The organism is Archangium primigenium (genome assembly GCF_016904885.1).
Taxonomy (GTDB): Bacteria; Myxococcota; Myxococcia; order Myxococcales; family Myxococcaceae; genus Cystobacter; species Cystobacter primigenius.
Genome location: NZ_JADWYI010000001.1, coordinates 9,299,763 through 9,312,621 on the forward strand (window position 1 = coordinate 9,299,763; position 12,859 = coordinate 9,312,621).

The following is a 12,859-nucleotide window of genomic DNA, read 5'->3' on the forward strand; positions in this document are numbered from 1 at the left end:
CCGGCATACCCAAGACGAGGGGGCGGACGAACATGAAGAACGGTCTGACGAAGCTGATGCTGTGCGCGGCGATGGTGGTGGGCGGCAACGCGATGGCGCAGGAGGCGGAGGCCCCGGCCCACGAGCCCCAGAAGGTGCCGGACGCCGAGGGCATCAAGGACACCTGGAACTACTTCTACAAGGGCCAGGGCCAGGGCCCGGTGCTGGTGGACGCCAAGCTGTGCACGGAGGTGGGCAAGGAGGGCGCCAACAAGTTCGAGTGCACCATGGAGGTGCCCGCCGAGGGCATCAAGGCCAACACCCAGGTGATGGTGTGGCAGGCCTACCTCTTGCCCCAGGGGGACTCGGCCGAGGACGTGATGATTCAGACGAAGCAGGGCAACGTCGTGCGCGAGACCAAGGACGTCAAGCTCAAGGGCGAGGGCTGGCGCACCCGGCAGTGGACGGGCGTGCGCCTGGGCAAGGCGGGCGAGTGGACGGTGAGCATCCTGCGCGGGGACAAGGTCCTCAAGACGTTCAACGTGAAGGTTCTCTAAAGGCCCTCGAAAGAGCCCCTGGACAACCCCAGGGCCCGCGAGACCCCTTCCGGGGAATTCGACTTCCCCGGTGGGGACGTGGTACACGCGGGCCGCCTTCAAGAAGCGTGCTCTCCGTCCTTGAAGGGCGAGGCCGAGCTGAAGCGTTCGCGAGCGGGGTTTTGTTCGCGGGCGGCCAACCCCTCGACACACCCTCAGCTTCTATCCGTTCTGTGCGCGAGGGCGAGAGCACCGCGCGCCACGAGATGATGAGTCACCCGAGGAGTTGCACCACATGATTCCCGCTTCCATCACCGGCAAGGCGGCCAGGGTCCTCGGATTCCTGGCGCTCCTGGCCAGCTCCACCGCCCGCGCGAGCGAGGCGGACCTCGTCCTGCCGGACTTCCGGCAGGTCACCTTCATGGGCGGCGCGGTCACCGGCACCCAGCTGCTCATGGCCGGCATCGCCATCTGCGTGGTGGGCCTGGTCTTCGGCTTCCTGCAGTTCGCGGCCCTGCGCAAGCTGCCCGTGCACAAGGCGATGCTCGAGATCTCCGAGCTCATCTACGCGACGTGTCAGACGTACCTCGTCACCCAGGGCAAGCTCATCCTCATCCTCGAGGTGCTCATCGGCGCGGTGATGGTCGTCTACTTCGGCTTCCTGCGTCATCTGGAGCCGCTCAAGGTCATCGCCATCCTGGCGGCGAGCCTGTTGGGCATCGCGGGCAGCTACGGCGTGGCCTGGTTCGGCATCCGGGTGAACACGTTCGCCAACAGCCGCACGTCGTTCGCGTCGCTGCGCGGCAAGCCCTACCCCACCTACGCCATCCCCCTGCAGGCGGGCATCTCCATCGGCATGGTGCTCGTGTCCACGGAGCTCCTGCTCATCCTGCTCATCCTCCTGCTGGTGCCGGCGGACTACGCGGGCTCGGTGTTCATCGGCTTCGCGGTGGGTGAGTCGCTGGGCGCCAGCGTGCTGCGCATCGCGGGCGGCATCTTCACGAAGATCGCCGACATCGGCTCGGACCTGATGAAGATCGTCTTCAAGATCAAGGAAGACGACGCGCGCAACCCCGGCGTCATCGCGGACTGCGCGGGTGACAACGCGGGTGACTCGGTGGGCCCGTCCGCGGACGGCTTCGAGACCTACGGCGTGACGAGCGTGGCGCTCATCACGTTCATCCTCCTGGCGGTGCCCATGCAGTTCCAGGCGCAGTTGCTCATCTGGATCTTCATGATGAGCAGCGCCATGGTGATCGCGAGCCTGGGCTCGTACTTCATCAACGGGCTCATCCAGGGCGGCATGTACAAGAACGCCGACCAGATGAACTTCGAGAAGCCGCTGACGGTGCTCGTGTGGCTCACGTCGCTGGTCTCCGTGGCGGTGACGTTCCTGGTCTCCGCGCTGCTCATCCCGGACCTGGCGGGTGACAACACGCTGTGGCTGCGGCTGAGCGGCATCGTGACGTGCGGCACGCTGGCGGGCGCCATCATCCCCGAGGCCATCAAGGTCTTCACCTCCACCGAGAGCCGCCACGTGCGCGAGGTGGTGACGGCGTCGCGCGAGGGTGGCGCGTCCCTCAACGTCATCTCGGGCCTCGTCGCCGGCAACTTCTCCGCCTACTGGATGGGCATCATCATCATGGTGCTCATGGGCAGCGCGTACTACCTGAGCCTGGGCATCCCGGAGACGCTGATGATCGCCCCGGCGGTGTTCGCCTTCGGCCTGGTGGCCTTCGGCTTCCTGAGCATGGCGCCGGTCACCATCGCGGTGGACTCGTACGGCCCGGTGACGGACAACGCGCAGAGCGTGTACGAGCTGTCGCTCATCGAGAACATCCCCAACGTGAAGGCGGAGATCCAGAAGGACTTCGGCTTCACCCCGGACTTCGACAAGGGCAAGGACTACCTCGAGCAGAACGACGGCGCGGGCAACACGTTCAAGGCCACGAGCAAGCCGGTGCTCATCGGCACCGCGGTGGTGGGCGCCACGACGCTCATCTTCTCCATCATCGTGCTGCTGGTCGGCATCGTGCAGGGCCCCAACGGCCTGCCCATGCTCAACCCGGCCAACACGGACAAGCTGTCGCTCTTGCACGCGCCCTTCCTCCTGGGCCTCATCGCCGGCGGCGCCATCGTGTACTGGTTCTCGGGCGCCTCCATGCAGGCGGTGTCCACGGGCGCCTACCGCGCGGTGGAGTTCATCAAGGCCAACATCCGGCTGGAGGGCGTGGAGAAGGCGAGCGTGGAGGACTCCAAGCGCGTGGTGGCCATCTGCACCCAGTACGCGCAGAAGGGCATGATCAACATCTTCCTCGGCGTGTTCTGCAGCACGCTGGCGTTCGCCTGCTTCGAGTCCTTCTTCTTCGTGGGCTACCTCATCTCCATCGCCATCTTCGGCCTGTACCAGGCGCTCTTCATGGCCAACGCCGGTGGCGCGTGGGACAACGCCAAGAAGCTGGTGGAAGTGGAGCTCAAGGCCAAGGGCTCGGAGCTGCACGCGGCCACGGTGGTGGGTGACACGGTGGGCGATCCCTTCAAGGACACGTCCTCGGTGGCGCTCAACCCCGTCATCAAGTTCACCACCCTCTTCGGCCTGCTGGCCGTGGAGCTGGCGGTGGAGCTCAAGGCGGCCGGCCAGGGCGCGCTCACCCAGGGCATCGCGCTGGTGCTCTTCCTGGTGTCCTTCGTGTTCGTCTACCGCTCCTTCTACGGCATGCGCATCGAGACGCCCATGTCCGTGCTGACGGGCGACTCCAAGGCCGAGAGCAAGGCGGCCTGAGCCCTCCGCCCCCCCTCCTTTCCGGGGGGACGGAGTGCCTGACGGCGGGAGGCCCCTCACGGGCTTCCCGCCGTTCGTCTTTTCAGCGGATGCGGAAGGCGGGCGGCTCGATGCGCGTGGAGCGGCACGCGGGGCAGGCGCCGGGCCGGGTGAGGCGCTCGCGGTCGCGGAAGACGAAGCCGCACGCCAGACACTCGGAGGGAATCACCGTGAGCGCCGCGCCTCCGGCGCGCAGGGACTTCGCCAGGTGCGTGAGGTGCCCCGCCACGTCCTTCTCGGAGATGCCCACGCGCGCGGACAGCTCCCGCGCGGTGAGCCCCTCCTCCGGCGCCGAGGCCAGCTCCGCCTCCAGCGCGCCCCGCACGGTGCTCGTGCGGCTGGGGGGAATCGGGTGCTGCTGCGTCATGCGCCACCTCCCACCGCCAAACTAGCCACGTCCCCCGTCCCCGGCGAGGTGACCACCCTTGAACACTTCGTCCGACGAGGCCCTCGACTTCCGCCCCCGGGCCGGACTAGGTCAGAGGTCCGGCTCGAATCAGGGCCGAACAGGGGTAAGACTCCCCTGGTAACGAAAGAAGACCGACTCATGGCAACCGGTACTGTCAAGTGGTTCAATGACGCGAAGGGCTTTGGCTTCATCACCCAGGACGGCGGTGGCGAGGACGTGTTCTGCCACCACACCGCCATCCAGGCGGACGGCTTCCGGACCCTCCAGGAGGGCCAGCGCGTCTCGTTCGAAGTGGCCAAGGGCCCCAAGGGCCTGCAGGCCCAGAACGTGCGCCCCACGTAAGACACCCCGTTTTGGGTGCGCCAAGGGCCTGACCTTCCGGGGTCGGGCCCTTCGTTCTTCCTGGGCCCCCCTGCTCGCCTGGAATACGGCCAGGCGGACGAGGGCTTGGGGATTCCAAGAGCGGTGTCACTGGAGCATTCTTCGGCTCGGGCTCTTGAGCGACCGGAGCCCGGATGACCCTCCGGAGTCCCCGCTTTGCGATCGCCTGCCACGGGCACCGTCCTCAACGTCAACGACACCGAAGCCAGCCGGTACCTCTCCACCGCGACGCTGCGCCTCGCCGGCCATCAGGTCATCGAGGCCACGGGTGGCCGCGAGGCCCTCGAGCGCGCGGAGGCGGACCAGCCCGACATCGTCCTGCTCGACATCAAGCTGCCGGACCTGGATGGCTACACGGTGTGCGAGCGCATCAAGGCCAACCCCCGCACCGCGCACATCGCCGTCATCCACACGTCCGCCACGTACGTCACCGCGGACAAGAAGGTCCGGGGCCTCAAGAGCGGCGCGGACGTGTACCTCACCCAGCCCTTCGATCCCGAGGAGCTCACGGCCACGGTGGCCTCCGTGCTCCGGATGCGCGTGCTGGAGCAGGAGGCGCGCCGCCGGGCCCGGCAGCTCGAGGAGCTGGACCGGCGCAAGGACGAGTTCCTCGCCATGCTCGCCCACGAGCTGCGCAACCCCCTGGCCGCCATCAACACCGCCGTGGCCCTGGTCCGCCAGGGCGACACGCCCGACACCCAGCCCGCGCGCATGCACGACATCATCCAGCGCCAGACGCGCCACCTGGTGCGCATGGTGGACGACCTGCTGGAGGTCAGCCGCATCACCCGCGGGCACGTGGAGCTGCGCCGCACCCGCGTGGACCTGGCCGCCCTGCTCCAGCAGGTGCTCGAGCACACCCGGCCGGTGATGGAGCGCCGGGGCCTCGCCCTGCACGTGCCGCCCCCCCGGGCCCCGCTGTGGATGGAGGGTGATGCGCACCGGCTGGAGCAGATCTTCGGCAACCTGCTCGACAACGCGCTCAAGTACACGCGCGCGTCCGGGACCGTGGCGGTGACGCTGGACACCGAGGTGGCCGAGGGCCGGCGCTGGGCCCGGGTGACGGTGAAGGACAGCGGCGTGGGCATGGAGCGCGACCTGCTGGCGCGCGTCTTCGAGCCCTTCGTCCAGGCGGACCGCTCCCTGGACCGGGAGCTGGGCGGACTGGGCATCGGGCTGATGCTGGTGCGCCAGTTCGTGGGCCTGCATGGCGGCGAGGTCACCGCCGCGAGCGAGGGCCTGGACAAGGGCAGCGCCTTCAGCGTGCGCCTGCCCGTGGACGCCGGGGACGAGGCGCGGGCGGAGTCCGCCCTCCCCGCCCCGGACGCCGCCGCCCCGGACGCCGAGCCCCGGCGCATCCTCCTGGTGGAGGACAACGCGGACGCCCGGCTCACGCTCAGCGAGATGCTGGAGTTGTGGGGCCATGACGTCGAGGTGGCGAGCGACGGACTGGAGGGCGTGACCAAGGCCCTGCAGCGCACGGTGCGGCTGGCGGTGGTGGACATTGGCCTGCCCGGACTGGACGGCTACGCGGTGGCCGAGCGCCTGCGCGCCCAACGGGGCAAGGACATCCGCCTCATCGCGCTCACGGGCTACGGCACGCCCGAGGCCAAGCGGCGCGCGCTCGACGCGGGCTTCGACGTGCACCTCACCAAGCCCGTCAACCTGGAGGAGCTGGCGCGCCTGCTGCGCGACCTCTCGCCGCCCTGACGCGCGCTGGGGCTAGCGGCGCACCTCGGGCGGTACCTGGGCGAGCCAGCCCACTTCCAGGACGGCCCAGAGCCCCAGGAGCACCGCCTCGGCGGCGTCGTGCTTGAGCGAGGTGGGCCGGGGCGCGTCGGACCAGTCGATGACCCGGCGCGCGAGCCCGTCGGCCGCCTCCTTGGCGAGGCCTCCCGTGCGCTGCTCCCGGGCATACAAGAGCCGCGCGCGCCAGTCCTGGGCGGACACGCGCAGCACGGGCAGGGCCCGCCGCGCCGCCTCGCGCTCCCACACCTCGGCGATGGCGCCGCCGCCCTCCACCACCAGCCACGCGAGCGGCGCGGCGGCGTGCAGCACCGCGGGCACCGCGCGCTTGAGCCGCGACTGGGTGCCGAAGTTCTGCGAGCGGTACCAGCGCAGCCGGCCGTCGGCGCCATAGCGGGCCAGCCCCGCGCGCAGACCGAGGTCCACCGCGAGCAGGCCCGGCGCCTCGGCCGGCACGTCACTCACCGGGGCGTGGACTGCTCGCCCGCGGGCTCGAGCGACGCGGCGATGCGGCCCGCCGACGCGGCCAGCTCCACGCGGCGCACTTCCAGGGAAGCCCGGGCCTGGGCGGCGTTGCTCGCGGCGAGGAAGCGCCGGTTGTCCGCGTCCGACATCTCCAGGCTCGTGGCCACGCCGGCCTTGTAGCCGGCCGCCACCTGCTGCTGCACCCGGGCGGCGAGCTGCGCCTGGGCCTCGGCCTGCGTCAGGGCCGCGCGCGCCGCCTCCAGGTTGGCCTGGGCCGCCACCCAGTTGGCGTGGGCCTTGGCGCGCGTGGACGCGAACTGCGCCCGGGACTGCTCCAGCCGCGCCTCGTCCTCGCGCAGCGCCGCGTAGCGCTGGCCCCGGTCATACAGGGGCAGGCTCGCCGCCACCGCCAGCTCGTAGGAGGTGTTGCGCCCGGTGAAGCCCGTGTTGGAGTTGTAGAGGCCCTTGCCCTGCGCCACGAGGCTCGGCAGCCAGGAGAAGCGGTCGAAGCGCACCTTGCCCTCGCTGGCCTTCACCGCCAGGGCCGCCGCGCGCACCGCGAAGGTGTCCTCCCAGGGCGTCTGGTCCTCGGGGGGAATCACCCAGCGGGGCGTGCCCGCCTCCTCGAAGACCGTGGGCTGCACGGGCTCGCCCACCAGCGCCCCGAGCAGCGCGAGCAGTTGGGTGTACTGGCCGGACAGCTGCGCGAGCTGCACGCGCGCCTGGGCCGTCTCCGTCTGGGCGCGCAGGAGCGCCGCCTCCACCGTCATGCCCACCGCGAGCTGGGCCTTGGCCTCGCCCTCGCGCTGCAGCGCCACCGTCTCCGCCTCGCGCGCCGCGTCCATGAGCTGCAGAATGCCCTGCAAGCCCAGGTACGTGCGCGCCACGCCCAGCAGCACCTGCTCGCGCGCCTCCAGGGCGCCAAACTCCGCCGCCCGCGCCCCGTCCTTGGCCGGGCCGATGAGGAAGACGCCCGCGGGGGTGAAGAGCGGCTGGGACACCTGCACCGTGGCGTAGCGCGAGTTCTGCCCGGTGATGACGACGGGGCCGGGGATGGCGCCCGGGTTGACGGGGGCCAGGCCGAACACCCCGCCCACCAGGCCGGTGATGGCGCCCAGGTCGAACGTGGCCGGGGCGTTGGTGTGGACGAACTGGGCCCCCAGGGACAGGTCCGGCTGCCACGCCGTCCAGGCGCGGCGCACGCCCGCGGCGGCGATGGCGGCCTGGGCGCGCGCGGCGGCCACGTCCGGGCTCTGCTTCGCGGCCAGGGACAGCGTCTCCTGGAGCGTCGCCGTGCGACGCGTGCCGGGCGCGGGGGCCTCGGGCGCCTGGGCGAACCCAGCGGCGGGCGACAGGGCGGCGAGGAGCAACAGGGTGAGGGAGCGGCGAGGCGACATGGGAACGGTCCGGGAGGCGGTGGGGGGGCCCCCGACGCGCGGCTAGGCGGCGCGGTCGGAGGACTGGGACGGGGACACGTCGTCGGAGGCGGGCAGGTGCACCGGAGCGGACCCGGCGGGAGCGGCGGGCGCGGCCTTGCCGAACAGCCGGCTCAAGGACAGGTGCTCGACGCCCGCGAACACCACCGGCACCACCAGCAGCGTGAGGAAGGTGGAGGTGATGACCCCGCCGATGACGGCGATGGCCATGGGGGCGCGGAACTCGCTGCCCACGCCCTGACCGATGGCGGTGGGCACCATGCCGATCGCCATGGCGGCGCTCGTCATGAGGATGGGGCGCAAGCGGCGCGGACCCGCCTTCATGAGCGCCTCGTCCACCGTGGCGCCCTCGCGCAGGTACTGCAGCGCGCCGTCCACCAGGAGGATGGCGTTCTTCGTCACCAGGCCCATGAGCAGGATGATGCCGATCATCGCGCCCATGGAGACGTGGAAGCCGCCCAGGGCCAGGCCCAACAGCGCGCCCACGAGCGCCAGCGGCAGGGACACCATGATGGTGAAGGGGTGCAGCAGCGACTCGAACTGGCTGGCGAGCACCATGTAGATGAAGACGAAGGCCATGAGGAACGCCACGCCGAAGGCGTCGTTCTGCTCGGTGAGCATCTTCATCTGCCCGTCGTAGATGAGCGAGTAGCCGGGCGGCAGCGGGTGGGCCGCCACCTGGGCGCGGAACTGGTTGGCCACGTCCCCCAGCGGCGCGTCCTTGAGCTGCGAGTAGATGGCGATCTGCCGCTGGCGGTTCTCGTGCTCGATGACGCTCGGGCCATCGCGCAGCTCCACCCGGGCCACGTCCGACACCGGCACCATGCCCTTGGGCGTGGCCACCAGCAGCTGGCCCACGCGCTCGGGCGTGTCCCGGTCCTTGGCCGACAGGCGCACGCGGATGTCCGTCTCGTCCACGCCCTCGCGCAGCTTGGCGCTCACGTCACCGCCGATGGCCAGGCGCAGCTGCATGGCCAGCGCCGCGGCGCTCACGCCCAGGTCCTTGGCGCGCGCCCGGTCGATCTCGATCGCCAGCTCGGGCTTGGGCGGGTTGAAGTCCACGCGCACGTCCGAGGTGCCCTTGATGTCGCGCAGGTAGCCCGCGAGCCGCTCGGACTCCTCGTGGATCTTCGCCAGGTCCGGGCCCGTGACGCGCACGATGATGGGGTAGAAGTCCCCACCCAGGCCGTCGATGACGGGGGGATCCATCATCATCAGGCGCGTGGCCACCAGCTCCGGCGCGAGCCGCTCACGCGCCTCCTCCTTGATGGCCTGGATGCCCCGGGTGCGCTCGTGCTTCTGCGTGGTGAGCACCCGGATGCGCGCCTTGTTGACGTCGCCGTTCTCCCCCACGATGGAGTAGATGTCCGTCACCTCGGGGATGCCGCGCAAGAGCTTCTCCGCCTGGGCCACGCGCGCCCCCGTCTGCTCCAGGTTGGAGGCATCCGGGAGGATGAGCTGCACGAGGAACTGGGAGCGATCCTCGGGGGACATGAACTCCACGCCCATGCGGCTGGCCACGCCGAAGGACATCACCAGCACCGCCACGGTGACGCCCATGGTGAGCCACTTGTGGTTGAGCGTCGCGCGCAGGATGCGGGCGTAGACGCGCTCGCTGCCATCCAGGAAGCCGCGGATGGAGCGCGCCAGGGCGTTCTCCTGGTGGTGCTCGCCGGGCTTGCGCTGCTTGGCCAGACGCGCGGAGAGCATCGGGTCGAGCGTGAAGGAGATGAAGAGCGAGATGAGCACCGCCACCGAGATGGTGATGCCGAACTGCTGGAGGAACTTGCCCACCATGCCGGGCATGAAGGCCACCGGCACGAACACCGCCACCAGGGCCAGCGTGGTGGCGAGCACCGCCAGGCCCACGTCACTCGTGCCCTTGGAGGCCGCGGACACCGGATCCTCGCCGTTCTCCAGGCGGTGGGTGATGGCCTCGCGCACCACCACCGCGTCGTCGATGAGCAGACCGATGGCGAGCGACAACGCCAGGAGCGTCATCTGGTTGAGCGAGTAGTCCAGGGCGTACATCACGAAGAACGTGCCCACCACGGACGTGGGCAGCGCGAGCGACGAGATGAACGTGCCGCGCGGATCCAGCAGGAACACGAGGATGATGAGCACCGCCATGGCGCCGCCGAAGATGAGCGCCACCCACACCTCGTGCGCGTTCTCCTTGATGGGCACCGACTGGTCGATGAGCAGCGTGGCCTGGAAGTCGTGGCCCAGCGTGGGCCCGAGCGTCGCCATGGCCTTCTTCACCGCGTCGCTCACGGCCACCGTGTTGGAGCCGGGCTGCTTGACCACCTCCAGGATGACCGCGTCGTTGCCGTTGAGGCGCGTGGTGGTTCGCCGCTCGGCCGCGCCGTCCGTCACGGTGGCGATCTCCTCCAGCCGCACCTGGGCGCCCGTGCGGCTCTGGGCCACCGGCAGCTGGCGCAGCTCCTCCACGCTCTTGAACTGGCCGAGCGAGCGCACCGTGAGCTCCGTGGAGCCCAGCTGCAGCCGGCCCGCGGGCAGGTCCAGGTTCTCCATGCCGATGCGCTGGCCCACCTCGGAGGCGGACACGCCCACCGCGCGCGCCTTGTCCAGGTCGATGTCCACCTGGATCTCCCGCACGTCACCGCCGTTGATGCGCACGTCCGCCACGCCCTCGAGCTGCGCGAGCGCCGGCTTGAGCTTGTCCTCGATGAGCTTGCGCACCGTGCGCGAGTCGGCCTGGGCGCTCGCCGCGTACGTCAGCACCGCCACCGCCGAGATGTCCACGCGGCTGACCACCGGCGCGTCCGCGTCCTGGGGCAGCTTGTTGGCCACGCCGGACACCTTGTCGCGCACCTCCTGCACCGCCCGGTCCAGGTTCGCCGAGAGCTTGAACTGCACCACCACCGTGCCCACGTTCTCGCGGCTGAAGGAGTGGATCTTCTCCACGCCGCTGATGCCGGCCACGGCATCCTCGAGGGGCTTGATGACCTGGGTCTCGAGCTCTCCGGGGCCCGCGCCCTTGTACACGGTGTTGACCACCACCACGGGGATGGCCACGTCCGGGAAGAGGTCCGTGCCCAGGCGGCCGAACCCCATCACCCCGAGGACGATGAGGCAGAGGGACATCATGGCCGTGAAGATCGGCCGGCGAATGGAGACGTCGCTGAGGAGCATGGAGGAAGGCGCTCGGAAGGGGGCGGCGGGAAGGACTACTTCACGGAGACGCGGGTGCCGTCGGTGAGCGAGGGCATGGGGTACTCGACGACCTTGTCCAGGGGCGCGGCGGCCTTGACGACGACCTCACGCAGGCCGCGCTCGAGCACCTGCACGTCCACGCGGCGCACCTCGCCGGAAGCGGCCACCACGAGCACGTGGTCTCCCCCCGTGCTGCCCAGGGCGCTCACCGGCAGGGCCTGCGCCTCCTGGGCCTCGCCGAGCGGCAGCACCACACGCGCCAGGGTGTTGGCCGTGAAGCGCCCGTCCTTGTTGGGCACGAGGATGTCCACCGGGATGCGGCGCGTGGCCGCGTCCGCCGAGGGAATCACCGTGCGGATGACGGCCTCGTCGGTGAAGACACCGCCGCCCACCATCTCCACGCGCACGCGGGTGCCCGGCTTGAGGCGCGAGCGCGAGGACTCGGCCACCGTCGTCTTGAGCAGGAGCGCGCCCAGGTTCTCCACGGTGAAGAGCGACACGCCCGGGCCCACGATGGCACCCACCTGCTCGGGCGCGTCGATGATGGTGCCCGCGAAGGGCGCCTTGAGCTCGTGCCGGCGCCGGCCCGCCTGGGCCTGGGCGAGCTGCGCCTTGGCCGCGAGCAGCTGGGCCTCGGCCTGACGCGCCTGGGTGCTGGCGGTGCGGTTGGCCAGGTCACTCACGTTGCCCTGTTCCTGGAGCTTCGCGTTGCGGCCGGCCACGTCGGTGGCCATGGCGGCGCTCACCTCGGCGGCGGCCACCGCGGCCTGGGCCTGGGCGAGCTGGGCGTCGGAGATCTCCGGGTTGAGCTGGGCGAGCACCTGGCCCGCCTGGACCTCCTGGCCCTTCGTCACGCGCACCTTCTCCAGCCGGCCGCCCACCTCGAAGCCCACCTGGAGCGACTGGGCGGGAAAGAGCGTGCCCGTCACCTCCTCGCGCGGCACGCTGCGCACGGCCCGCGGCGCGGCGAGCGACACCACGGGGGCGCCCTGCTGAGCGGCGGCGGCGGGGGCCTGGGTGGGCGCGGCTTCCGCGCGGCAGCCGGAGAGGGGAAGCGCGGTGGCGGCGATGCCCACGGCCGCGAGCCCGGCGACGAACGGCGTCCTGGTGAGTTTCACGGTCCTGACCTCGGGGTGCTGCGGGTACGGGAAAGCGCGCGGGCCGGGGCCCGGCGGGAAGGGGTCGCCTCCGCGGCGCGCGGGGCGACGGCGGGGCGGGAAGAAGCGTCACGGGGCACGCAGCCCTCGCGGATGAGCCGGTGGATGGAGCGCGCCCACGCGGCCAGGTCCGGCTTCTCCTCCGTCTGGCACATGCGCTGGGCGAGCAGCACGTAGGTGCCCACGATGAGCGAGCCGATGACCTCCGAGGGCACGTCCGTGCGCAGCGCGCCGCGCGACTGCAGGCGCTGGAACTCCTGCGACACGTGCTCCACCTCGCGGTCCACGTAGCTCCACATCACCGACTCGAACTCCGTGCCCTGGCTGCCGCGGATGAGCACGTGCATCACGTCGCGGTAGCTCCACATGAGCTCGAGCGTGCGCAGGTCGCCCTCGGTGCTCACGCGCAGGAGCTGCTCGTAGCGCTCGGAGCCCTCGGCCACGTCGTGGATCTCCACCGGGCCATGCTCCAGGAAGAAGCATTCCGTCTCGCCGCGCCGCTGCTCGATGATGGTCTGCAGCTCCGCGGAGAAGACCCCCAGCACCTCGCCGAAGAGCGCCTCCTTGGACTCGAAGTGCAGGTAGAAGGCGCCCTTGGACAGGCCGCACGCGGCGGTGATGTCCTCGATGCGCGCCCCCTTGAGGCCCTTCTTCATGAACTCCGCCCGGGCGGCGGACAGCAGCGAGGCGCGAGCGTGGGGGTCTGCGGGGCGGGCCATGAGGCGCCATTTCTAACCCGCTGGTCAGAAACA

The 12,859-nt window shown here is 70.7% G+C and carries 10 protein-coding genes; 4 read left to right on the plus strand and 6 right to left on the minus strand.

From position 1 onward, the window contains the following. The first annotated feature begins 32 nt into the window (after positions 1 to 32). Together I3V78_RS38070 and I3V78_RS38075 are read left to right on the plus strand one after the other, a co-directional pair. Entirely contained in the window at positions 33 to 536 is a 504-nt protein-coding gene (locus I3V78_RS38070) for a hypothetical protein (RefSeq protein ID WP_204495980.1), read from the plus strand. Between the two features lie 274 nt (positions 537 to 810). Continuing rightward, positions 811 to 3,297: a sodium-translocating pyrophosphatase gene (locus tag I3V78_RS38075; protein WP_204495983.1), complete on the plus strand. Its 2,487-nt coding sequence runs from the start codon at positions 811 to 813 to the stop codon at positions 3,295 to 3,297. A gap of 82 nt (positions 3,298 to 3,379) precedes the next feature. Here I3V78_RS38075 and I3V78_RS38080 read toward each other — a convergent pair whose 3' ends face one another. Further along, a complete protein-coding gene (locus I3V78_RS38080; protein ID WP_204495985.1) occupies positions 3,380 to 3,703 on the minus strand; it encodes a transcriptional regulator in 324 nt (107 codons plus the stop codon). 180 nt (positions 3,704 to 3,883) lie between these two features. Between I3V78_RS38080 and I3V78_RS38085 the strand changes: the two genes are divergently transcribed. Together I3V78_RS38085 and I3V78_RS38090 are read left to right on the plus strand one after the other, a co-directional pair. Further along, the gene (locus tag I3V78_RS38085) at positions 3,884 to 4,087 is read left to right on the plus strand and encodes a cold-shock protein (RefSeq protein WP_204495987.1); all 204 of its coding nucleotides are present in this window, start codon (positions 3,884 to 3,886) and stop codon (positions 4,085 to 4,087) included. Between the two features lie 195 nt (positions 4,088 to 4,282). Beyond that, the gene (locus I3V78_RS38090) at positions 4,283 to 5,836 is read left to right on the plus strand and encodes a response regulator (protein ID WP_204495989.1); all 1,554 of its coding nucleotides are present in this window, start codon (positions 4,283 to 4,285) and stop codon (positions 5,834 to 5,836) included. A gap of 12 nt (positions 5,837 to 5,848) precedes the next feature. Here the strand turns inward: I3V78_RS38090 and I3V78_RS38095 are convergent, their stop codons facing one another. Genes I3V78_RS38095 through I3V78_RS38115 form a run of 5 tightly spaced genes read right to left on the minus strand, consistent with a single transcriptional unit; the run spans position 5,849 to position 12,826 of the window. Continuing rightward, complete coding sequence (locus I3V78_RS38095; RefSeq protein WP_338023839.1) at positions 5,849 to 6,337, minus strand: hypothetical protein; 489 nt, start codon at positions 6,335 to 6,337, stop codon at positions 5,849 to 5,851. After that, on the minus strand, positions 6,334 to 7,734 hold the full coding sequence (locus tag I3V78_RS38100; RefSeq protein WP_204495991.1) for a TolC family protein: 1,401 nt from the start codon (positions 7,732 to 7,734) through the stop codon (positions 6,334 to 6,336). The genes I3V78_RS38095 and I3V78_RS38100 overlap by 4 nt, the downstream gene beginning before the upstream one ends. Positions 7,735 to 7,776: 42 nt before the next feature. Then, positions 7,777 to 10,929 carry an efflux RND transporter permease subunit gene (locus tag I3V78_RS38105; RefSeq protein WP_204495993.1) on the minus strand — a complete coding sequence of 1,051 codons (3,153 nt, stop codon included), beginning with the start codon at positions 10,927 to 10,929 and terminating at the stop codon, positions 7,777 to 7,779. Between the two features lie 35 nt (positions 10,930 to 10,964). Further along, positions 10,965 to 12,068 carry an efflux RND transporter periplasmic adaptor subunit gene (locus I3V78_RS38110; protein WP_204495996.1) on the minus strand — a complete coding sequence of 368 codons (1,104 nt, stop codon included), beginning with the start codon at positions 12,066 to 12,068 and terminating at the stop codon, positions 10,965 to 10,967. Beyond that, complete coding sequence (locus I3V78_RS38115) at positions 12,065 to 12,826, minus strand: TetR/AcrR family transcriptional regulator (protein ID WP_204495998.1); 762 nt, start codon at positions 12,824 to 12,826, stop codon at positions 12,065 to 12,067. Before I3V78_RS38115 ends, I3V78_RS38110 begins: the two co-directional genes overlap by 4 nt. Positions 12,827 to 12,859 lie beyond the last annotated feature (33 nt).